The following is a 21976-nucleotide window of genomic DNA, read 5'->3' as shown; positions in this document are numbered from 1 at the left end:
AGACCGACGGAACTTTAAGTCATGAATTAACTTGAATTAAGCCATGATCTATATTAGCTATCCTGTATCACGGGCCAATGTGGCTCGATCAAGCAGGAGTTGTTCACATGGGTATTCAAGCGCAGCATGGTCAAAAAACGGCCATTCCAGCCAGTGTTCACAATGTTCTAATCGCCAGCACAATTCTTGCTGCCCTAGCGACAACTTTTTTCACCTTTCTATATTTGCTGGGCACCCAAAGGGCCGATCAGGCTGATGCATCTGATTGGCTGGTCTCGGTCATTATCTCTGCGGTGCTTTTAGTCACCCTTATCGGGTTGAACCTGATCGGTACGAGGGTCGTGCCAAATGCTCCAGCAGAAAGCTTACCACGCATTTTCATGCTTTGGCTGTTCGCTGCGGCCTTTGTGGGATGCTTTAGCGGAACAACCTCTGTTTTGTATTTGGCAACGCCAGAGGCTCGCGTTCTGGAAAACGAGGCAGTCATTGCAGAGGCACAAGCCATGTTTTTGGCGAAGTCCGAAGCAGCCACCGAAGCGGAAAGCCTCTTGCCTTTGGCTGAAACAATACGTGCAACGGCACAGGGCATGTACGCTCAAGAGCTAGCCAATGGTGCAGTGTCTGGAGATTCTTCGGGTATTGGCCGGACCACCGTAGAATTGCGCGGTGTAGAAACAGCAGCGGAGCGTGCGACTACACAGCTTATCGCCACGCGGGCGGAAGCTGGCCCCCTGATCCGTTCTGGGCGACAGCTCCTGAGCAGTCTGCGCATCGTTCAAAGCGAGAGTTCTTTGAGCTTTGAAGAGAAAAGCCTGCGCATTCGCGAACTCACTGCGCAGCTGAACTCAACATCAGAGGAGTTGAACTCCCAAATACCGATCCCGCTTCTGCGAAGCCTTTCGGATTCTTTGCAAAAGGATTGGGGACGGATTGGTCTATCCGCGCAAGCTGAACGCAAACTCACAGAAGCATTTGCAGCGCCTGCGCGTAGGATCAGCGGTGAACTGCCCGCTTTGGAAGCCGAAACTTTGCGCAACCCTCAAGAGGTAAGCGAGGTAGAAGGCTTCGAGCTTATCGCGAAGCACTCTGGTGATCTTGCACCGCTAATCTCAGTCAGTGTGATCATAGAGTGCCTGCCAATCCTAGTCGTGACGCTTTTGGTGATACTGGTTCCAGCTGCCCCGTCGGCACCTCTTCCTGCTCCTACCCCATTTGGTCATGAGCCGCGCGCGCATTCTCGCCCTGAAGCAACTAGCCGCAACCCAGTTTATGAATCCGGCGCCGTCGACCGTATTCCCCTCTAATCAAGCCGAGGATCGGGCGGTTTGCGTCCGATCCTCAACCTTCCACTCAAACATAGGAGGACAGTGTGATCCTTCCAATCAAATACCCCGCCAAAGCCAGTGAGCAGCTCTCCTCAATAAGACGAGACTGCCACCACCCTGACTTCACGTTTTATCCGCCACCCCAATTTGAGGAATCCCGCTATGCCTATCTTTTCTGAATCCAACCCGCCGATCATCGTTCGCACGATCTACACCCCCGGCCATCGTAATTACATTCGTAACTCTTTGGCCAAACGGAAGCTTGAGCTTGAGGTTGGAATGACGCTCTACCATTCCGAGATCACGAGGATTGTTGAGGCCAATCGCCGCCGCGTTCTTCGCGAGACCGGCGAGACGGGAATATACACCGATCAGCTCTCGGTAAGGAATCTCTACCACTTCTTCGATGGCAAGAGGACGCATGATGCCCGCATGCAGATCCTTGACGCTTACGAGCAGCTCTTGAAGGAGCCGCCAGGTCTCGTGACCCTGCATTAGGCAGGGTACTTGAAGAATTCCATAGAGCCCCGCCATGCTCCAGCGGGGCTTTTGTGTTGTAGGCTGTGCTGTTCTTCCATCATCTTCCTTGAAGCACACCGCGCCACTAGACCGGAGCGTCCTGCCTTTCCCTCTACGCCGTTAGCAGCTTGGACCCGATGCTTCGCCCCTGCCGGGCATGCAAGGGGCTGCTCGCACCACTCTGAGCGCTAGCGCTCAGACCGTATTGCCCCTTGTCATGATCAGGTCGCACGCAGCCATCGGTCGGTCATAGGCCGGACGATCCGGCCAGCAACCAAGATGACAAGGAGATATAAAATGTCAGACGCACAATCCAACACTCAAAACCAAAACCGTCCAAGCCCAAGTCAGCCAAGTCACGTGGTCAAGACCCGCACAGGATATGGCGATAAAGCCCGCTTCATTCGCCTCGGTGTCGCTTATGAGCGAGAAGGCAAAGAAAGCCTTTACGTTCGGCTCACCGGCAAACAGGTGATCGATGATGGGTTCTACCTTTTCCCAATCGAAGAAAATCAAGCTAGAGCCGCTCAGTGAGCGGCTCTACGCCTCTTACAGCGCAGGAACGCGAGAAAGCGTTTCGCAAAGCGACCTCAGGATTTGCCAAACGCCGTGCCAATGAGATTGAAAACGGGATGAGCGACAAGGCGCTCGCATCCGCGCTTGCTGCTTCGCTCGGAATCTTTGGCGGGTCTGGTGGTCCGGGCCAGCTCCACATCACCTTCCAAGGATCAGGCCTCAAGATCTGGGCAAGCCGAGACATTCACAATCCTGTGACCGCTAAGCCTATCTTTGAAGGCAAAGCCACCATGATGATGGCGCGCGATGTTTACGCCATCGCTGATCCTGCCGATATGCAGCTATCGCTCCTTTGAGCGGTGGCTGCATCCACTGCTACTAATCTTCACATAGATGTGAAGCCGGGTAGCGTATTTGGTCACCTATAGATGATCAAATGGCTACGATTGCGCTTTGGGTATTTATGGTTATCTTTTTGGGTGCATCTTGCTTTTTGGATAAATATGGGTATATTTATGGATATGCCCAACCGCACCGACAGTTTAGAAATCACTCCTGAAATCTTATCTCTCATAGCCGAGATCGATGAGTTCAAAGGCGCATGGAAGGCCCTTGGCACGCTTGCTCCCGAAAGGCTCTCAGCGCTGCGCCGTGTGGCCACCATCGAAAGCATAGGCTCGTCAACTCGGATCGAAGGCAGTAAGCTGTCAGACCGAGAGGTTGAGCAGCTTCTAACCAATATCGACATCAACCGCTTTGATAGCCGCGACGAGCAAGAGGTCGCAGGCTATGCGGCGGTGATGGAAACCGTCTTTGGCAATGCCGATGCCATAGCCCTCACAGAGAACCATATACGCCAACTTCACCGTGATCTTCTGGCGCATAGCCAGAAGGACGAGCGCCATCGCGGGGACTACAAAACATCGCCCAACAATGTGAGCGCCTTTGATGAAGAGGGCCGTGAGATCGGCGTGGTGTTTGAAACCGCATCGCCGTTCGACACACCGCGCTTAATGGAGGAGCTGGTGCAATGGACACGCGATCGCCAGCAGCAAAGGGATTTACACCCTCTGCTTGTTGCGGCGATCTTCGTGGTGGTCTTTTTGGAGATCCACCCTTTCCAAGACGGAAACGGAAGGCTCTCCCGTGTCTTAACGACGCTTTTGCTGCTGCAAGGCGGGTACGCTTACGTACCCTATAGCTCGCTCGAAAGTGTGATCGAGCAGTCGAAGGAAGCCTACTATCTCGCTCTTCGCCAAACTCAGGGAACCATCCGCACTGATACGCCCGACTGGCAGCCATGGGTGACCTTCTTCCTTCGCGCCTTGCAGCAACAAAAGGCGCGCCTAGAAGCCAAGATCAAGCGTGAGAAGATCATCATTGAGCAGCTTCCCGAGCTGTCTCTCAAAATCTTGGAGTTGGCGCGCGCGCATGGTCGGTTGACCAATGCGCAGATAGTCGATCTTACACGTGCCAATCGCAATACGGTGAAGAAGCATCTCGCTGCTCTCGTCGAAGCGGGTCATCTGGCACAGCACGGCAAAGGCAAGGGCACGTGGTATGCTCGGCGTTAATCTGTAGCTTGGCGACGCGGCCTGTCGGCGGGGCGTCGCCCCCTTTTAGTGCCTGTTGAGCCGGTGGTCTGTCCAGCCAGGTTTTGACGAGGCGGTGAGGGTGGAGCTATTTGCCCTCTGAGCTTGAGGCTGGCCTTTGTACTACAAAGGCAACTTTGTCTTACACGGATAGAATAAGAACGAAGGCAAGGTGTGCGTTGTATTACAAAATTTGAAAAATTTTGAACAACGCTGACCTTGGCAAGGGAGACGCTAAGCGCTCTCCCGTTGCATCCCTCTCGCCCTTGGCGCGGCAAGCAGGCATCCTGAGGATCTGGCAATAGGCCAGATGTCAGAGCCATATTCCGCACCAAAGACCGTATCGTCGGTCAATCACTCGCAAGTGAGACTTCGCTCTCCCTTTGCAAACCCATCGCTTCTTTCAGAAAGATCAAAGAGAGCGTTTCGCAGCTCCCTTGTGAAATCCCATCGACAAAAGGAGCCTTCGAGCTCCCCTTGACCCCATAACCGAAAGGGGCGTTTCGGCAGCCCCTTTGGAAGCCCTCGACCAAGCTCCCGCCGATTGGATTGGTGGACCGGCACAATTGTGAATGTCCGCTTTCGTCACCAACTGGTGCTGCTTGTAATGACCGAGATTGGGGGTGCAAGCGGACATGCATCATCACCACAAAACTAATGCCTTCAGGTGATCAGCTAAAACCCTCGAACGGGCTTGGCGGTTTGGCTCTCGACTTGCGGCTCAAAGTCAGCCGCGAGCACGTCAAATCAGAAATCCCGAGTTAGTCTGACAAGACCATGTCGAGCATTAGCCAATTTGCTTTGCAATCGTCAGAGCGATTGAGGGTTCGTCAACCTCCACTTGGCGTAAAATCTCAGCCAAGCGAGATCGATCACGATTTTTGACCGCCTCGTCATATGCCTCAAATAGACCGCGAACGCCTAAACGTTCGTTGACTGTCATGCCACTTAAGTTCTCTTTATTGTCGCTCATCGAATGGTTCCTGATCTAATACCTCGACCTGCGCCGTCGGATTTGGGACAAAAATTTCAGGTGCCCCTCCACGATTCCCATCAAGCGGATCGGCCGGTTTTACAACTATGCCAGTTGTATCAACAAGCCTCCCAGTTGTCAGGTTTTCCGCTGTGTTTACGTCAGGTAAACCTAGATTGTCGCGCACATCAGGGAGGCTGCGTGGGTCGATGGGGGTCCAAGAACGACCATTCGGTCCAGCTCCGCCACCCCAAACTCTGTAGACGGTTACGCCCTCATGCCGCTTTTCTACATCAGCCTGTGTGACTGGAGCTGGGACGCTCTCATCGCTGGTATCTGAGCTGTTGCCATTGTAGAGTGCAACGCCTGCATTCCAAACGGCAACAGCTCCCTTTGCTGCTTGAGACAATATGTGTCCCCCTGGCGTATTGGTTTGCCAAGTTACGGTACATCTTTGCTCGTTGCATGAGCTTGTCGGTAACGAGGCCGCTTGCAGCCCCGTCGGATCAACGCCGTTGATAGGATCATTTCCGACGTATGCGTAGAGGTTGTACTGGTCTTCATATCCGATGGGATCGGTTTGGAGGAACCGGCCCAGCGTCGGTGAGTAGAACCGGGCTTTGTAGTAATAGAGGCCGATCTCTGGAAACCACGCCTGGCCGGTGTATTGGAACCGCCCAGTGTTGGTAGACCCCGGGATGCCGTATTCGTCGTAGGTGTTCTTTGCGATGGTGGCGCCGCGGTATTCAGTTACTGCGACGATGCTTCCTCGCGGATCAGCATGGAGGAACTTACGATGGGCGTTGGAGATCGACGCGCCTTGGTACTCAATCAGCGGATCATCCGCGCCCGGATCGGCGCCGTGAACATAGCGCTTGGCCATAGTGCCATTGCTAAGATACTCTGCGACCAGCGCATTGCCATCATAGAGGTAATTTATTTGACCGTAGCCCGGTTTGTTTGACGTCGTGCGGTAAAGTCTGCCCAACGGATCGTAGTAGAGATTGGCAGCATGGCCATCGCCATCCACCACCCGTACCAGGCGGTTCTCAATATCATAGGTATAAGTGTTGGTACCATCAGAGGTTAGATTGCCATTGGCATCGTAAGTGAAGCTGGCTGAGCTAAGCGCTCTCATATTGATTGAGACCATTGGTCGTGTAGCTGCGATTGAGATTAACGTGACCATCCCAGCTGTAGGCATCATTGCTCTGCGTCTCGCTCGATATCTGCGAGGCCGCATTGCGGGTGTAATTCCAGGTGACGTCAGATGAGCCGTAATGGACATCGAGATCAATCTCTTCGAGCCGCCCAACCGCATCATACTCAAAGCTGCGCATATGATCGCTCAAAGCGTGGTATTGCCAAGACAGCCGATCGGGCAACCCGCGCTGGTTATACCAGAAATTGCCTAGCCAAGTGGAGCCTTGCCTGATCCCCGCAAGCCGGTTGAGCTTGTCGTAATTGTAGCGGAAGACCTGCAGATCAGGATGCTTGATTTCCGTCCGATTGCCGTTGGCGTCGTGCAAATAGTTGAGGTTTCGTCCGATCCCGGATGTGTTGTCATGCGTATGCTTTAACCGCCCGAAGCCGTCGTAGAAATTGACCTGCCCCGGTCCTGAAAGCGAGTCAAAACGAGTGACAAACGGTAACCCACGTAGATCATAGCTGTAGTGGACATCGCGGGTGTGGATCGTGTTGAGACCAGATCGTGCAGGCACGAGCTTCTTGGTCATGCGATTGAGGTTGTCGTATTCGTAATTGATCACCGAGCCATCGCGCTTTACCTGACGAACTCGATTGCCATTGCGATCATAACTGTATTTTTCGCAGTCGTCGCTTGAGCCACGCGCATCGACAGGGCCAGAAACCAGCACACCGCCAATGCTACGTTCGGTTACTGTCCCGATGTTGCAAGGCGCGGTCTCTGCGCCATTTGATTTCTTCGGGAATTGCCAAGCGACGAGCCGCTTAAAGCCATCGTAAGTGTGCTTTGCTAAGTTGCCATTCGCGTCTTTGATTGTTTGCGGGACACGATCGGAACCTTCATAAGTGTAAGTGACATAATCCTGTTGAAGCGGCGTACCTACGGCTCGCTCAATCTTGAGAACGCGGGATTGACCATCATAAGTCGTCTGCTCGATCCGGTCGGGGCCATGCGATCCCTGGGTGCCGAGTGAGCACGCGCTGGTTGGAAGGCTGTTGAACTGTGATGGGTTCATCCGCACGGTTGTACATTGTGGGCGACCCGCGCTGTCATAGCTATATTGGACAACGCTTGTTGCTACGTGATTATTACCTTTTGTAACTACCTTGCTCTTACGGCCATAAGGGTCATAGCTCGTTTCAGTGCTACTCAAGACCGTGAATGATCCACCCCAGTCACTGGGATCAAGTGCTTCACTCTTCCAACTAGACAGTTCGCCAGTCTCAACCTTTATCGGTCGGCCTTCGTCGTCATACGAAGTGCGTGTAGCTGCATGCTTGAGTGGCCCAGTCCCGTCTGGATCGGGAGCGATAGTACCTGCTTGCTTAGCCAGACGCATCATAGCGAACAACAGTTGTGTAGTCCGATGGAGCAGACTGCGCGCTGGCCGCTGAGGTGCTCCCAAAGCTCGCTGAAAGAAGAAGCGCAAAGGCAAATTTGCGTGCGGATAGACCAGTCAGTTTCATCTTACTGTCTCCCACTAATCAGCAGTTCACATAGGTGATGCATGGCGGAGGAGATGGAGGTGGTGTTGGCTCTGGCGGAGGCGGTGGCGGTGGCGGCGTTGGAGGAGCTGCGACCATCAATGGATCAGGGCACGAAGTCAGGCCGGCTTTTGGCTGGGTCTCACTCAGCTTCTTACCCCAGGCACTGTAGCGATAGCAGGTCCGAAGTGATTGCCCATCTGCTGTCACGACCATACCGCGCAGCCACAAGTTGTTGGGACCACTGTCAGGGCCGTAATCATAGGTAGTGACTACCTCATCCGCCGCGCCGCCCGTACAGCCATTTCCGCTCGCCGCTGTGGTCTTGCAGAACTCTTGGGATGTCAGGAGCCAAATGCCGGTTGGCTCTCTGCTGTACCCGCCCGAACTGCTTTTCGTCCAAACATGGCGCTTGGTGTAGAAGAACCGAGTCTGAGGACGAATGCCGTTGGTATCGGCAGGGCCAGTTATCTTGAGCACGCCGCCATGAGTGGGGTCATATGTATAGTTGGTGGTATTGCCTTTCGCATCAGTAGTCGAATTGGGCTTGTTGCAAACCACCTGATTGGAGCAGGTGGAACTGTAGGAAGCGGTCGTTTCGATGCGCGGTGAACCGGGCTGTGAATTCAGAGGTTGAGATGTTTTGATAACATTGCCGCGGCTATCGTAGTCAAGGGTAACAGGCGTTTGGCCATCAGATGCAACGGTCTTTACAAAATTGCGATTGGTTGCCTCATAATGAGCATAGTTACCTCTGTTGTCCGATACCGAAATAGTCGCACCGCCATAGTGCGGGAGGCCAGGCGTTGAGTTGCCTGTTCCTCTAACTCTTCGCGCAGTCCCCCCTGATCCACCAGCAGTCCAGCGTGTGAAGGGCAAATAAGATGGACCGTCTCTGGTGCTATTATTTATGTACTCGATGGTATTAGAATAGAGAGAAGAGTTAGTGATCTTGTTGCGATGATAATTGCGCTCAAGGAGCTTTGGATCAATAGACCCACTCGCCGTCCAATCACCATCGAGAAACCTATAATACTCCGGAGGATTGAAACAGTTGACCATATTTTGGCCACTATCCGAGGCGTTCAACTCAGTGCAGTAAACGTAAACATACGGAGCTTGTGTGCTACCGGCAGGTTGGTAGCGTTTAATCCGTCCGAGGCTGTCCATTGTAAAACGGGTCGTATTGCCCATGTAATCAATGACGTCGGTTTCGTAGTTGAGGCTGCCGATGTATCCGTAATTCGGTCGATAGTTTTCCGCAGGCGAAATCGAAAAGGCGCGCTTCTCGATTTTCACCGATGGCCAAGCTCTGCTGAAATCGCAATACACCAAATCTTCGACGCAATAATCGACCGCAAGATTGACTGCATCGACCTCATCTATTCCTCGATTAAACGCGTTCGAATTGGCTCCGCTGCGCATTTTGAGCATTAAACCGTAGTTCGTTCGAATGTTCGTCGCTGCAAGATCGTTCGTTCCGGCCCCTGTATAGACGTGCTCGCGGCCATCAGGATATGTTACATCCAGGATTTCATTGCTTAAACAATGGGGGCGACCTGTTTCCCGCCTTGATTCATATCGCACCTTCACACCGTCTCGCGTGGTGTAAAGACAGGTGCTACCCAGGTCCTCAAACTTAGCGCCACGTTGGTTCGCAGGCTTCCAAATATTTCCGGACTGATAGAAAGTTTCGCGCAAATGACCAAATCGCACCTGCAGTGCGTTGCCGCCACCATAGAACCGACATCCGCGGCCGTAGTTCAACTGGTCCGCGACATCACAAAGTTGGATAAAGCCCTCATAGCCATTGTAGTGTCCGCCACGAAAATAGCTGCCTTCGGTCTTAACATTGTATGCAAGCGTCAAATTTCCTTGCCCAATGGTGAGGCCTGGAACCGTAATATCTAGGGCACTTGTTTGGATATTTACAAAATGATCATCAACGATTGGCACTTCAGGCGGCGTCAGATCGGTGATGTCATCATTGGCATACTGCGCTAACGCACTGGTCGACGTGAACGCGAGTAGCCCAAACCCAATAACGCTCAACCGCCCAATCCAAGCCTTTCCCACCCTTGACCTCCCGTTTTCATTCGCATCCCGCTGCGAAAGCAGTTTTGACAAACAGCCAAATGAGCGAAGCGCTCAGAGCACCGCATCACATAACAACCGAGCTGAAACACCATGCACGCTCGTAAATCTGTGCGCGATTTCTTGCGGTGCATTGTCAGCAAAACCGCAGAGTTGATCGCGATATACCACCACGTCATTGGTAAGCGCATCGCACTCGGCAACTTCATACCCACTTTCTGCGAACGCTCCCTGAAATGATGGCTTCAGAATAGCTTTGAAGCGTAAATCCCCATTGGGGCGTCCGCTGGTCATTCGATCCATGCAGATTAGCGTTGGTGTTTGTGCATACGCTTTGGATACTAACGAACCTGAAAAGGAAAACGCAATCGAGGCGCTTACCAATGCAACGCAAACAATTGCGCTTGTTTGTTTCGATATTGATCTTCTCATCATTCTCTCAATCACTTCAAAAACTCAGTGCTTGTTTGCAATTCGCACTGCTCTCTCACCGAAATTGTCTGCGCATCCCTAAATCGTTGACAGCTAGAAACAGATATACGGCCCACAGTCGTCCCACGGAGGAGGTGGCGGAGGTGGCGGAGGCGGAGGTGGCGGAGGCGGCGGAGGCGGAGGTGGCGGAGGAGGGGTTGCGCCCGAACAACTCGCGGCAGAGCCATTGGAAGTTGCTAAATATTGCGTCCTATTGCCCGCGTCGTCATAACAAATGGAATGCGTATCATTATTGTTTTGGCCGCCAACCGTTTTGGTGGTAATCAATCGACCCAAAGCATCATATGAGTAAGTTTCTGTGCTTTGCTGAGCATTAGCGGCGTAGGCCAAACAAAGAGCAGCAAGCGATGACCCCACGTACAAAGAATGTCGGTTCATTTTTGCTCTCCCCTTTGACTGCATAAGAGTATTTTGAAGTAAATAGGTCAAGTCGAAAATTTCCTAGAGTGAGCATCCATCGCAATACGATAGGTTGTCCGCACATTTTCTGTTCTCGGTCCACGAGGACCAAGCCGAAAGCTAGGGGAAGCTGTTCCATAGGAATACAGAATCAAGATGGCTTGAGTTTTGAGGGCGGGAACAAAGACAGAAAACAAGGCAATTTGCTGACGGAAGCGCTGCAATCAATTTGCACTCGAGACGAGATCAAATTCTGATCTCGCACCAGCATTTTCAGCCCGAAAAAATTACCGATCTGATGCTTCTCAGCAGAATTATTGTTAATGCTCTGGCATAAGAAAACGTCCAAACACGGTCCAGTTTTGGACGTTCGAGCACAACGAGACCGCGTCCGAAAGCAGTCACTCACCTTCCGGTCTTCAATGTCCGGTTTTTGGGAGTGAAAGCGGACGTTAAGTGCATATCGGAAAGCCGCCCAACCTGAAGACCGTGCCTTCACCTACGGAGCTTTCTGCATCGAATAGTAAACTCGACTGTTTCGCCATTGTTGTGACAATATGTAGACCCAAACCTTCTCCGTCGTCATCGCTTTCATTGCGCTCATAGGGTTCCTTGAAACGTGCCAATTGCGCTTCGGTTAAGCCACTCCCGCCGTCACGAACCTTGATTGAGGCACTATCGCCTTCTTCGACACACAAAACTTCTACTAAACCTTCATCGGTGTATTTGATTCCGTTGGAGATAAGGTTGGACAGCATGCGAACTAGTGCGATGGCGTCAGTTCTTACGGTCGCCGCAGAGGGGTCGAATCTCAGTTCCAGTCCTTTTGCCTTCGCTTCGGCACCGAACATCCGCTCGAGATTGTCGAAGACGACTTGGATCGGAACTTTTTCGGTTGGTGCCACATGTTCATCCGCACCATCTGCACTCGGCCTTGTGCTCCTAAGTGTGTAGCCCAGCACGACATTGAGATATTCCAAACCCGATGCCAGTTTGCTTTTGAGATCAGGATCAGATGTTTCGGCCTGTTCGAGCGCGAGTTGCAGGCTAGTAAGCGGTTGCCGAAGATCATGGCTGGTCATGGCCAATCGCTCTCTATGCTTCTCAGCCAAGACCTTTGCACGGTCTCGATCTCGTTCAGCCTCGAGCTGAAGCCGTGTTGCGGTCAGGCTTTCTTGCGTTGCTGCCAATTCGCTGTTTAACGCCGCATCGCGCTGCTGGCGCAGGACAAATGTTTGACGCAGCATCGCAGCGGAAAACACCGAAGCATCCAGCAACTGCAAAACCTTCACCGTCGCGATCACTTCAAAGTTGAAGCCATATTCCCAGAGGAATCCGTTGGCGAGGCTATATGCTAAATAGCTGAGAAAAATCCCAACCCCAGCCACAAAAAACCACCTTCCATCGGTCCTTGCTTTGAACGCCAAGACGATGAATGCGACGCTCAGAAAACCAAAGATCACGCCGATTCCTGATATACCATAGCGGTACAGTTCCGTTACGCCCCAGATCGGATAGGAAAGGCCGTAGAGAAAAACGAAAAGAATGAAGATGGCAGGGACTTTGGATAGGATTGGATGGCGGTTTCTGAGGTTCAGAAACGAGGTCATAAAGAGCAGGTAGAACACCACCATAATCACCTGCCAGAACATCCGCGTATAGACATTCCAAATACTATCACCCGAGTATAAGAATAAGCTGAAGTATCCATCCTGTTGCAGGTTAAGACATATCATTCCTAAAAGGAAAACGGCATAGAAACGAGCAGGTCGAGACTTAAGTAGAAATGACAAAAGTACTAGAAAAATAAGAAGGGTGACGCTCACTCCATAGAACATTAGATTGATTTTGGAGTGCTTAGTCCGATGATCCGTCAAAATGGCCTCAGACCTCAGATACATTGGGAATGCGCTGTCACCGCTTTTTGATTCGAATTGAACCCATAATCCGACCGTTTCTTGAGGCTCTAGAACGATAGGATTGGAAGCAAGGAAGAGTTCTGGACGTAGACGATCTTTGATCTCAACGGCCGGTTCTCGAGAATCCAAGATGAGCTCCGGTATGCCAGCGCGCTCCAAATAAACCGCGTAGCCCCTATTCGTGAAATGCTCCGAATCCAGAACCCTACTTATGCCGCTTTCCGACGCATTTTTGATCCGCACATAAGCCCAAAGCCGCTCGCCCATCTTTTCTTGAGTGACTAGCTCAAATTCTGGCGCCTCAAGCGCATTTTGCGCCACACTTTGTCGCTGCGCATTGTCTTGGAAATCGAAGGTATGATCGCCCACGATTAGCAAGTGTGGAATGATATCTACATCATCATTGTCCGTGTTTAGCTCGAGCGTCTGCGCAGCAATCGGTGTAATGCCGAGCACAAAATACAAGACAATGGCAAACCACGGGCATAGGGTTGCTATGCTTTTGAGGAGAGGTACGCTTGTCATTGCCGATTGGCCCACATCACGCTGTGATCGCGGATGATCACGCGGTTGTTCGTGACGGTTTGCGCGCGATCCTCGAAGAAGCTTCTGACGTCAAAGTTGTGGGTGAGGCGGAAAACGGCTTGGAAGCGATTTCGCTGGCCAAGGAATTGCAGCCGGCATTGCTTACCCTTGATGCAGGCATGCCCCTTGCCAAGGGTATGGAAGCGTTCGTTGAAGTGCGCCGGTGGAGTCCGCAGACTCGCGTTGTTGTTATTACGGGCTTTACTGCCAAAGGACATCTTGCCGATTGGATCGCCGCAGAGGTTGATGGGTTGTTTCTGAAGTCGGACGCGCCGGATGAAATGCGCAAGGGATTCAAAGTTGTCTTGAACGGCGGCTCCTATGTTTCCAAAGATACGCTTGCCGTACTGGAAAAGCTGTCCAAAGCAGCTCCTTTGACGTCGCGCGAACGCCAAGTTTTGCATTTGATTGCCGACGGATACAACAATATCGAAATCGCGCAGCGTTTGGGCGTGAGTGCCAAAACGGTCGACAATCATCGCACCCGACTGATGGCCAAGCTTGATGTTCACTCGGTCGCTCAATTGATCGCTTATGCTCTGAAAGAAGGCCTGCTGGACCAATCCAGCCAATTGTAGCCTCCTCGAAATCATAGCGCGCCTCCTATTGCCGAAACAGACCTTGGCCTGCCGATCTGAAGAGGGATAGTCCCTCATTTTCCTCGCCAAACCAACCAAATTCGGCTCCAATAATACAATATGAGGGATCCGCCTCACGACAGCTCAAAAACCTCTAACTATCCCGCTCCCGTGAATGACATCAGGGAGAAAACATATGCGCAGAATTTTGATGGGGGCAGCGGCCGTCGTTGCGGTGTCAGCAACGATAGTGACTCCGCAAACGGTCAAGGCAGACGATTGCCTGCTCGACCGCGACAATGATGGCAATGCCGATGACAACATTACATTCCGCGACAATGATGGTGGAGCGGACTCGTTAAATCGCGACAACAGCGTCGCCTGCGGAGTGGGTGCCCGAGCTACAGGCTCTAGCTCCATTGCAATAGGCAATCTCGCATTGGCCAATGGCGCAGGTACGATAGCCATTGGCGCCGATTCCGCAGACAGCGGCACCAATGGAGCAAGAGCCTCCGCTCAAGACTCAATCGCAATCGGTCTGGATGCGATTGCCAATGGCGGGAGAGGAAGTATTGCTATTGGCGCACGCACTGTGGGGGGCGCCGCAGGGGCTGCAACAGCGGTTGGACACGAAGCGCTAGTAAGCGGCGTGAATGGAACCGCCATTGGTCAGAGAGCCGAGGCGACTCAAGAAAGCGCGACTGCACTAGGTTCAAGTGCCGAAGCTTCTAGCACGTTCTCTACCGCCGTTGGTTCCGGCTCAGAAGCATCGCAGAACAGAGCTAGCGCTTTTGGCGTTGGGGCTTTTGCAAGAGGCACCCATTCCACCACTATTGGCGCCAATTCAACTGCTACGGCAGAAAATGCCAGCGCCTTGGGTTATTTGACGCAGGCCACGGGGCTGCGATCCACCAGTATTGGTGCGCTTTCAAGAGCTACTGCCACCAATGCGGTTGCGCTGGGCGTGGACTCAGAAGCCACTCAGTTCGAAGCGACAAGCATTGGGTATTTCGCTAGGGCTAGCAGTGCGCACGCGACTGCAATTGGAGGACGCGCCAATGCAACGGGAGTTGGATCCATTGCAATTGGCGGAGACGGTGATGACCTCTTTGGCGATGGAGCTCAAGCGACCGGTTCTGCCTCCATTGCGCTTGGCACGGATGCTACAGCATCGGCTGATGATGCCATTGCGCTTGGTGTGGATTCTGTTGCGAGCAGTCAGGATGCGAGTGCTGTGGGGTCTGGTACGAATGCGATTGGTCAGGAGGCGTCTGTGTTTGGCGCAAGGGCGCGGACCAATGGCGCTTTGGCAACGGCTGTGGGTGCGCGCTCGGTCGCGACTTCGAACGGGACGTCGGCCTTTGGGACGGGTTCACGGGCACGGGCCTTGAACGCGACCGCTATTGGCAACTCCGCTCTGGTAGAAGGCGCTTTCTCAACCGGCATTGGGACTAGTGTGAACATCGCTGCGACAGCCAACTCAGCGGCTGCGGTTGGTTTTCAAGCCAATGTCAGCGGCAGCGCGGGTACAGCGGTGGGCAGCTCAAGCGAGGTAACCGCACAATTTGGTACCGCTGTTGGCCGCGAGGCGAGCGTGACGCACAACAATTCGACCGCAGTTGGCTTTCAGGCAGCGTCCACTGCGAACAATCAGGTTGCGCTGGGCGGAGATGGATCCTCGGTGCGGATTGGCGACATTGACGCCTCCACGGCTGCGCAGGTTGGCCCCGTGGATGCAGTGACCGTCGACGCGAATGGCACGCTTGGCCGCCAGAGCGTTGCAACCGCCGCCTCAGTCGACAATGTCCGCCGCGCCCTCAACACCGTTTCACAAGTGGGAACCGCTCAGTTCGATGCGCTGTCAGGAAGGGTGAACACTTTGTTCGACCTCACCAGCACAATTGACCGCGATGCACAGCGGGGCATTGCTTCCATCGCTGCGCAAGCCTCTCCGCACTTCCCAAGTGCAGCGGGTAAAACCAGCTATGCCAGCAATGTCGCGACGTACCGCGGCGAAGTTGGTTTCTCCGCTGGACTGATGCATCGGTTCGAAGGCGACTTCGCCATCACCGCAGGGGTAACCTACGCAGGCGGCAACTCCACCAGCGTGCGGGCAGGCATCGCAGGAGAGTTCTAAAACTCAAGACTATTGGGTCAGGAGTAAACCTCTCCTGACCCATTCTTGCTCTTTCGAATGTCTGTATTTGAGTCGTTTGCCGAATAGCTGCTTTTGAGACGGTCACTCAACTAACGGACATCGCGACCGGGCCCACTGCCAGAAGGACGATCAGCACCACTCCTTTCTTTGAGGCGCGTGAGATCGCGACCCAGCTCGCGTGTTAGGCGCTGTGCTTTTTTCAGGACATCGCTGTTGCGTTTCAGGCTGTCGCGCTTTTCGCTCAGATGGCGATGCACTATTGTATCGCGCTCTTGTTGGTCACGCTTCGATGCTTGAGAAGCTTCAAATTCGTTTTGCTTCTTCATCTTGCTGTGAGCGCCAGTGATACGATCAAACAAACCGCGCAACCCCTTATTGAAGCGGGCTTGTCTAATTTCGAGCTCCCTGAATGCGCGTTTTTCGTGACGATCGCTCAGGGCATGTCGCTCAGCTTGGTGTTTTGCGGTGAGTTCCCACACTGCACGCTCCTGCTGCTCCAAAAGGCGCTTGCGTTGTTGGGCTTGCGCCTTTTCGAGTTTTTGAAGGCTAGGAATGACGCGTTCAGCTAAACTCGCCTGCGCTTGGTCCAGCGATGGCAAAGCCTTGGCTTCGCCAAGACGATTGCGCACGTCTTTGGTTTTTACGCCGCACCATCTCGCGATGGCATAAACCTCGCCATTGATGTCGGTAGCGACAAAGCCACGACGATCTCCCCTAGCCAAAGCAAGGCCATGTTGCTGGAGCGCATTACCAAAAGACTTCTGATCGTCTGATTGTTTCCAGCACGATTGGAAGATGGCTTTGAGTTCACGAGAATCCTGCCCAACCCGCTTGGCTTGTTGCCATTCAGCAAGTGTCAGGTTCTTCGGGTCTCGCAATGCGGGTTGAATGAAGCCACCCGGCATTTCCCAACCTCTATCAAGATAGATTTCCTTCGAGAGCTCCATCAGCTTGCGTTTTGTGAAGGCTAGGGGAATGGCCCTCATCTCTTCGCAATCAATGCGGCTCCATACGACATGACAATGCCTGCGGTCGCCTTTCTCATGGAAGACCACAGCTCGCGGCTGGCCAGCAAGGCCGAGCCGTTTTTCCGCTTCTGTTATCGTGTCCAGGAAAACATCAGTTCCAACCTTTTCAGAAGCCGGAGGATTAAGACTGAGCGAGAACAGGTATTTTTGGCAGCGCGTTCCGCGTGCTGTCGCTTCCGCTTCTTTGAAAGCTGAGGCCAGATCATCGCCAGAGAAGCCGGAAATCTCCTGGACGGTCACATGCTCATTCTCAGGGCTCATCAAATGGCGAGCCAAGTTTTGACCGCCCCCGCGTGAATTGCCGACAAAGATCATGGCGCACGCTCCTGTAGGCCTAGGGCCTTAACGAGAGACTCGCGGATGAAGGCTATATCGCCAGCAGCATCTTCAATCGCAGCCTGCGTCTGATGTGGCAGCTCCAGCGTTCCGCTATTCGCAGCCCGAGCCAGTTGGTTCAGATTGTTAGAAAGCTGAGAGCGACCAAGCGCACCCAGCACTCGCCCCAGTTCCTCAAAGTCCTTGATGGGACGTTTGCCTCGTGTGCGATGCGCAGAGGCCTCTTCGCCGATACAGCGGGCTCGCACATAGGCGCTGAGCGTCAAGTCACCCGCCTTGCGCTCAAGCTCTAATCGCTCTTCTTGTGTGAAGCGCACAGATACAGGCTTACCATAATCAGGCTTTTCTCGCTTGCTACCAGCCGCCTCATTGAAAGTCTCGTGAACCGAACCCGTCATGGTTTCGGCCCATCATTTCCCTTCAAGTCAGAAGCTTTGAGATGGTCGTTCCATTGTGCTAAAGTATCAAAAAGCGCGTTCGAAGTCTCTCCTTCTAGGTGCGCCATTTTGGTGTGGTGCTTTGAGATCTCAGATCTCGGCGCGTGCCACACTCCACACGCCTCTCACAAAGCAGCCGTCACTCGCATGCACCTTCACAAGTCCCGCAATTACGCCGCTTTCCTGAATGAGAGCAGCCGACCGCCGCGCTGTTTGATCGATTTGGACAGCCAGCCGCCTTTTTGCCGTGAGGTGATTTCTTTGAGTTCTGCCGCCGCGCGTTGCAGGGATACCTGCTCCGCGATCAGTGCCTTGTAGATTTTGTCAGAGGTACGGCGGCGGCGCACGGCATCGCTCGGGTCGATAAAGCCCTCCGCCATATTGATCAGACGATCGGCCGTTTCTTTAAGGGCGCTCCGCGCTTCATCATCGCTGCCATCGTCATTCGCGTCGATCGGATCCTGTGCGCGCACTTGTTTGTCGAGCCGCGCGGTGAGAGCGTCCAATTGCGCTGGCGAAATGCTCGCCAGGGAATTGAGGTGCGTGCGGGCAGACGCGATACTTTCCAGAACCGCCCGTTCGCTCAGAATGCCGAACTCCTGGAAGCTGGCGAGCGCGCGGTATCCACGCTCAATCTCGGTCGGCTCGTCAGAGGCGAGCTGCTCGCACGCCTTGGCGACCGTTTCCCACGCCTGCCAGCGGTAAACCCAGTCAAGGCCAGTGCCCTTGATGTTCTGCATGCCCATGATGCGATTGGTTAGGCCCGGTGGGGTGCTGTCGGCGACCAGGCGCACAATCGCCTCACCCTTCGTATAGGTGTCGCGTACCGGCAGCAGCTTGGCCTTGAAGGCTTTGCTCAGCAGCGCGTGCATTTGTGCATCAAGAGTAGCCGGATCGCCGCCTTCGGCGACCGCTTGCTGGAGCTCGGCGAGGGCGCGCGTGTTTTCTGCCATGGTTTCGTAATGCGCGAGAATGGCCTCGTAGTTTTGGACGCCGGCGCCGCTCAATGTCTCGGCGAGCTGGCTAGATTTGGCCGCTGCAATCGCGTCTGCCGCGCTCAGCACATCTGCCTGCGGTGCAAGCATAGCTGTCAGCAGTCCATCGAGGCTCGCCTGGTTCTGAGCGATGCGCTGATGCTTGGTCAGGGCTTCCAATTTCGCCAGTGGCTCGGTGTCATCTTCAAATAGGGTGAGGTTGGCGGCATAGGCCTCCCATTCCTCGTTGATGAAGCCAATCAGCCCCTCGACATTCGATCCGATCAGCACGTGGCGGTCGGCCGCGACATCATGCACCAGCATGCGCGCGAACACGCGGCTACGCGGAACGCGGTCGGCGCGATTGTTGACGACGGTACTGATGAAGATCTCTGGGTCTTTCGCAAGGTCATGTTCGGCCATGCCCATCCGGTCCCAATTGCCCATCGCGCCAAAGCGTTCATTGGCCGACATGCCCATGATAAATTCCAGTGTGCGGCCATTGATCGTGGAACGCGGATAGGTCTTGAGCACGCCCAAATCGGCTACCACCCGGTCCGACATTTCGCGCACGCAATAATCGTGGCCCAGACCCAGCTCATCGCCCATCGCGGTTACCAGGGCGATGTTATAGGGGTGCTCTTCATAGGGGAAACGGTCGAGCAGATCCTGATGCACCAGTCCGGCTTCTTTCCAGCCTACAGTGCGCATGTCTGTCTGGCCTTTGGCCGCGCCCTCTTGCAGGATAGGCAGCATTTCCTCTTCGGTCGTGAGCAGCTGCGATCCGTTCGGAATGAACTCGCACATGACCTCTGGAATATTGCGTCCAGCCGGGCCTTGGACGTCCTCATGATCGGGATAGGTGTTGGTGATAGTGCCAATATCGTCGCGCATCCAATCCTGCTGCAGCACGCGAACATAATCGGGATTGAGGCCCATGCATTCCCATAGGAACACGCGGGTTTTCAGACCCTTGGAGGTCTTCATCAGGTTGAATTGCTCCCAGATGGTCGCCTTGTCATAGGGGCGGAACAGGAACATTTCGGTGAGGCCGCCAAACGGCGTGCCGATCAGGAACATTGCCTCGCAGCCAGTGGTTTTGGATACGATAGAGGGGCCAACCGCATTCATCAGGCCTGCCTTCAGCCGCTCCGTGCCGGATTTGCCGCGCGTGCCCCAACCGCCCAGCACCAGGCTCAGCGATTTGCGCAGACGCCGAGCGTACCAGCCAAGCGCGATATGCCGGGTGAAGAACCACAGGCTGGCGGCGATAAGGAAGATCGCCAGCTCGATGAGATTGTTCTCATAGACCGTGGAGGCATAGACCAGAGCCTTGTCCGCGAGAGGGGCGAGCGTATCGATCATGCTGGCTCCTCCGCCCCGAAAAACTTGGCGATTTCGGGATTGGCTGGGCTGTCCGCGTCATAGCCGCGAAACGTGGTCTCGACCCCATGGTCGCGCAGGGCCTCAAGGAATTCCGCAGGCTCTCGGTTGCGCTGATTGGCGAGCGGCGCAGACCCGCGCGAGATGCGCCAGAATGCGCGCGCGCGGCTGTACAGGCCAGCGAGCGGGGTCAGGGTTGTGATCCCGGCACTGGTGAATATCTCAATCGGCTCGCCTTGGTCCAATGCAGCCAGCACCATATCGATCAGTGGCAGGTAATTGCGCCAGCCGCCCTCGCTGCTTTCAAACAGGGGTTCGCCCGGAACTTTAGTGGGGGCGAGTTCGGCCATGCGTGCGCTTGGGGCCAGTATCGCGCCGAAATAATGGCGTCCGGTGGTGTGAATATGCGCCTGGCGTTTATCGGTGGCGGAATTGCGCCCTTCGAACAGGACGCGCCACAGCCGCCGTTTGATCCATTCGCCACGCTGAATGCGCGGACGGCGACCGGTCTTAAGCGAGAGGCCAAAATCGTTCTGAGCGAGCACGGCCATCACCCTACCGACCTGCTCACTGTCTTTGTCGAGCCAAGGTTTGAGTGCTTTGATCGGGCGGATTTCCGCCTCCAACTGGTCGCGGGTGACCTCTCGGATGGCTTCGGCAATCTCGAGCGCATCAAGGTCTGACATCAGCCATGCCCGTTCAGCCGCGTCATCAGCCCAGCGCAGCAGCTTGGGCGAAAGGCGGCGCGCCTGAAACATGGCAATATGCTGGCGGATTTGAGCGATGGTCTGGTCACATCCCAGATCGTCCGACTGGCGGCAGAAGGCGGCAAGCGTTGATGCTGCATCGAGTGTGATACGCAGCACGAATTCATCGCTGTCATGAGCCAGAATATGGCCGATATGTGCGGCGTAAATGTCCGGCGTCATCGCCCGCAGCATGCGCGGGACATCGGCGAAGATTGCGGCGCGAACTTGCGTGTCGCTATCATCGCGCAGGGCGACAATCGTCTCAGCCGCGACAGGCTTTGGCAGCAGGTGCAGTGTATCGGCGAGCGATTGACGCACGGCGCCGCTTTCGTCTTCGCCCAGTTTCTTCAGCAACCTCGCAAACGCTTCATCGAGCGCAAAGTTTGCGCTCAGCAGGCGCACCAGATGGCGACGCAGGAACAGCTCATTGTCCGCCGCACGCGCCAGCTTGGCCGAGAGCGGCTGCTTCAGCCGAGCGTTCACTGCGGTCGCTATGGACTTGGGCGAAAGCGCGAGCAGTGCGTCAAAGGCGGCGCATTGCACCCATACATCTTCGCTTTCATCCAGGCACACCCGGCGCGTCGCGCTCAGTACAGCCTCCAGCCAGGCGCCAAAGGGCCAATGGTCGATTTGCTTGGCGATGGTCGCGAGGCAGGTGTGTGCGGCGTAGCGGATGCGCGCATCCCCGCGCCAGCTGCGCATCGCGTCCAGCAGATCGTCGAACAGATCGACGAAGAATGCGGTGTGGACCATCATGGGGTCAGCCGCGACCGCATCGGCGGCGATCAGGCCGAGCCGCTCAACCGCATGGGCCAGGGCGCGCTCGCGTTCACCAACGCGTTTATGGAACCGCTCAACCGCCGCATCGGCATCGAAATAGGTATCGAACGCCTTGCGGTCGCTGTTCAATTGCTTGCGGTCCGCTCCCAATGCACGGGCGAAATCAAGGATCGCGGCGCGCTGTTCGGCCTGGTCAATGGCGTTGGCGTGGCGGGTCTGAAACTCGCGCTCGGCATTGGCCAGTGCGGCGATGGAATCGCTTTGTTTGGTGCAATATCGCGCGAGCAATTCGGCGTGCGTACGTGGATCGGCAAATTCACTTTGCTTGGACGCCATCGCCAAGATTTCAGCGTGTACATCCTCGAAAACGGGGCGCATTTTAGGCGCAAGGCCGAGCTGCCAAGCGGTCCGCAAGCATGCGCTCCTGAGGCGCGGCGAGCCCAGCTTC

18 protein-coding genes are annotated in these 21976 nt (G+C 54.6%); 8 read left to right on the top strand and 10 right to left on the bottom strand.

Features of this window, described 5'->3' with window-relative positions:
• Positions 1-107: 107 nt before the first annotated feature.
• The 5 genes from AC0V6Z_RS04005 to AC0V6Z_RS03985 all read left to right on the top strand — a co-directional run bounded on the left by AC0V6Z_RS04005 (position 108) and on the right by AC0V6Z_RS03985 (position 3934).
• Positions 108-1304 (top strand): hypothetical protein, encoded by a 1197-nt coding sequence (locus tag AC0V6Z_RS04005; protein WP_472640100.1) that lies wholly within the window; start codon positions 108-110, stop codon positions 1302-1304.
• Between the two features lie 183 nt (positions 1305-1487).
• Positions 1488-1823, top strand: a complete 336-nt coding sequence (locus tag AC0V6Z_RS04000) for a hypothetical protein (protein WP_472640099.1) — start codon at positions 1488-1490, stop codon at positions 1821-1823.
• Positions 1824-2141: 318 nt separating this feature from the next.
• A complete protein-coding gene (locus tag AC0V6Z_RS03995) occupies positions 2142-2378 on the top strand; it encodes a hypothetical protein (RefSeq protein WP_472640098.1) in 237 nt (78 codons plus the stop codon).
• The gene (locus AC0V6Z_RS03990; protein WP_472640097.1) at positions 2375-2716 is read left to right on the top strand and encodes a hypothetical protein; all 342 of its coding nucleotides are present in this window, start codon (positions 2375-2377) and stop codon (positions 2714-2716) included. The genes AC0V6Z_RS03995 and AC0V6Z_RS03990 overlap by 4 nt, the downstream gene beginning before the upstream one ends.
• Before the next feature lie 159 nt (positions 2717-2875).
• Positions 2876-3934, top strand: coding sequence for a Fic family protein (locus AC0V6Z_RS03985; RefSeq protein ID WP_472640096.1), 1059 nt, complete (start codon positions 2876-2878; stop codon positions 3932-3934).
• An 805-nt stretch (positions 3935-4739) separates the two neighbouring features.
• Here the strand turns inward: AC0V6Z_RS03985 and AC0V6Z_RS03980 are convergent.
• From AC0V6Z_RS03980 to AC0V6Z_RS03960, 5 genes are all read right to left on the bottom strand, one after another.
• Entirely contained in the window at positions 4740-4925 is a 186-nt protein-coding gene (locus AC0V6Z_RS03980; RefSeq protein WP_472640095.1) for a hypothetical protein, read from the bottom strand.
• Complete coding sequence (locus AC0V6Z_RS03975) at positions 4912-6063, bottom strand: RHS repeat-associated core domain-containing protein (protein ID WP_472640094.1); 1152 nt, start codon at positions 6061-6063, stop codon at positions 4912-4914. Before AC0V6Z_RS03975 ends, AC0V6Z_RS03980 begins: the two co-directional genes overlap by 14 nt.
• Entirely contained in the window at positions 6050-7474 is a 1425-nt protein-coding gene (locus tag AC0V6Z_RS03970; RefSeq protein WP_472640093.1) for an RHS repeat domain-containing protein, read from the bottom strand. Before AC0V6Z_RS03970 ends, AC0V6Z_RS03975 begins: the two co-directional genes overlap by 14 nt.
• A gap of 142 nt (positions 7475-7616) precedes the next feature.
• Entirely contained in the window at positions 7617-9668 is a 2052-nt protein-coding gene (locus AC0V6Z_RS03965) for a hypothetical protein (RefSeq protein WP_472640092.1), read from the bottom strand.
• Between the two features lie 96 nt (positions 9669-9764).
• Positions 9765-10004: a hypothetical protein gene (locus AC0V6Z_RS03960; protein ID WP_486176433.1), complete on the bottom strand. Its 240-nt coding sequence runs from the start codon at positions 10002-10004 to the stop codon at positions 9765-9767.
• Positions 10005-10093: 89 nt separating this feature from the next.
• Between AC0V6Z_RS03960 and AC0V6Z_RS03955 the strand changes: the two genes are divergently transcribed.
• Positions 10094-10465, top strand: coding sequence for a hypothetical protein (locus tag AC0V6Z_RS03955; RefSeq protein ID WP_472640090.1), 372 nt, complete (start codon positions 10094-10096; stop codon positions 10463-10465).
• Between the two features lie 588 nt (positions 10466-11053).
• On the opposite strand, the gene AC0V6Z_RS03950 is transcribed toward AC0V6Z_RS03955, so the two are convergent.
• Positions 11054-13045: a sensor histidine kinase gene (locus tag AC0V6Z_RS03950; protein ID WP_472640089.1), complete on the bottom strand. Its 1992-nt coding sequence runs from the start codon at positions 13043-13045 to the stop codon at positions 11054-11056.
• 23 nt (positions 13046-13068) lie between these two features.
• On the opposite strand from AC0V6Z_RS03950, the gene AC0V6Z_RS03945 reads away from it, so the two are divergent.
• Positions 13069-13683 (top strand): LuxR C-terminal-related transcriptional regulator, encoded by a 615-nt coding sequence (locus AC0V6Z_RS03945; protein WP_472640839.1) that lies wholly within the window; start codon positions 13069-13071, stop codon positions 13681-13683.
• 196 nt (positions 13684-13879) lie between these two features.
• Positions 13880-15820, top strand: coding sequence for a YadA-like family protein (locus AC0V6Z_RS03940; RefSeq protein WP_472640088.1), 1941 nt, complete (start codon positions 13880-13882; stop codon positions 15818-15820).
• A 110-nt stretch (positions 15821-15930) separates the two neighbouring features.
• Here the strand turns inward: AC0V6Z_RS03940 and AC0V6Z_RS03935 are convergent, their stop codons facing one another.
• The 4 genes from AC0V6Z_RS03935 to AC0V6Z_RS03920 form a co-directional block, all read right to left on the bottom strand.
• Positions 15931-17184, bottom strand: a complete 1254-nt coding sequence (locus tag AC0V6Z_RS03935; RefSeq protein ID WP_472640087.1) for a relaxase/mobilization nuclease domain-containing protein — start codon at positions 17182-17184, stop codon at positions 15931-15933.
• Positions 17181-17603 (bottom strand): plasmid mobilization protein, encoded by a 423-nt coding sequence (locus AC0V6Z_RS03930; protein WP_472640086.1) that lies wholly within the window; start codon positions 17601-17603, stop codon positions 17181-17183. Before AC0V6Z_RS03930 ends, AC0V6Z_RS03935 begins: the two co-directional genes overlap by 4 nt.
• Before the next feature lie 209 nt (positions 17604-17812).
• Positions 17813-19981: a hypothetical protein gene (locus AC0V6Z_RS03925; protein ID WP_472640085.1), complete on the bottom strand. Its 2169-nt coding sequence runs from the start codon at positions 19979-19981 to the stop codon at positions 17813-17815.
• Positions 19978-21942, bottom strand: coding sequence for a hypothetical protein (locus AC0V6Z_RS03920; RefSeq protein WP_472640084.1), 1965 nt, complete (start codon positions 21940-21942; stop codon positions 19978-19980). The genes AC0V6Z_RS03925 and AC0V6Z_RS03920 overlap by 4 nt, the downstream gene beginning before the upstream one ends.
• Positions 21943-21976 lie beyond the last annotated feature (34 nt).

It is taken from the genome of Erythrobacter sp. SN6-5, from assembly GCF_057364945.1.
Note: the sequence above shows the minus strand (reverse complement) of the source record. Positions and strands in the feature narration are given on the sequence as shown.

Bases quoted from the DNA above. Each gene is read 5' to 3' on its own strand.
- AC0V6Z_RS03930 (WP_472640086.1), bottom strand. From the start codon at position 17,603: ATGACGGGTTCGGTTCACGAGACTTTCAATGAGGCGGCTGGTAGCAAG.
- AC0V6Z_RS03995 (WP_472640098.1), top strand. From the start codon at position 2,142: ATGTCAGACGCACAATCCAACACTCAAAACCAAAACCGTCCAAGCCCA.
- AC0V6Z_RS04005 (WP_472640100.1), top strand. From the start codon at position 108: ATGGGTATTCAAGCGCAGCATGGTCAAAAAACGGCCATTCCAGCCAGT.
- AC0V6Z_RS03970 (WP_472640093.1), bottom strand. From the start codon at position 7,474: ATGATGCGTCTGGCTAAGCAAGCAGGTACTATCGCTCCCGATCCAGAC.
- AC0V6Z_RS03980 (WP_472640095.1), bottom strand. From the start codon at position 4,925: ATGAGCGACAATAAAGAGAACTTAAGTGGCATGACAGTCAACGAACGT.
- AC0V6Z_RS04000 (WP_472640099.1), top strand. From the start codon at position 1,488: ATGCCTATCTTTTCTGAATCCAACCCGCCGATCATCGTTCGCACGATC.
- AC0V6Z_RS03955 (WP_472640090.1), top strand. From the start codon at position 10,094: ATGCAACGCAAACAATTGCGCTTGTTTGTTTCGATATTGATCTTCTCA.
- AC0V6Z_RS03985 (WP_472640096.1), top strand. From the start codon at position 2,876: ATGGATATGCCCAACCGCACCGACAGTTTAGAAATCACTCCTGAAATC.
- AC0V6Z_RS03950 (WP_472640089.1), bottom strand. From the start codon at position 13,045: ATGACAAGCGTACCTCTCCTCAAAAGCATAGCAACCCTATGCCCGTGG.
- AC0V6Z_RS03925 (WP_472640085.1), bottom strand. From the start codon at position 19,981: ATGATCGATACGCTCGCCCCTCTCGCGGACAAGGCTCTGGTCTATGCC.
- AC0V6Z_RS03935 (WP_472640087.1), bottom strand. From the start codon at position 17,184: ATGATCTTTGTCGGCAATTCACGCGGGGGCGGTCAAAACTTGGCTCGC.
- AC0V6Z_RS03975 (WP_472640094.1), bottom strand. From the start codon at position 6,063: ATGAGAGCGCTTAGCTCAGCCAGCTTCACTTACGATGCCAATGGCAAT.
- AC0V6Z_RS03960 (WP_486176433.1), bottom strand. From the start codon at position 10,004: ATGACCAGCGGACGCCCCAATGGGGATTTACGCTTCAAAGCTATTCTG.
- AC0V6Z_RS03940 (WP_472640088.1), top strand. From the start codon at position 13,880: ATGCGCAGAATTTTGATGGGGGCAGCGGCCGTCGTTGCGGTGTCAGCA.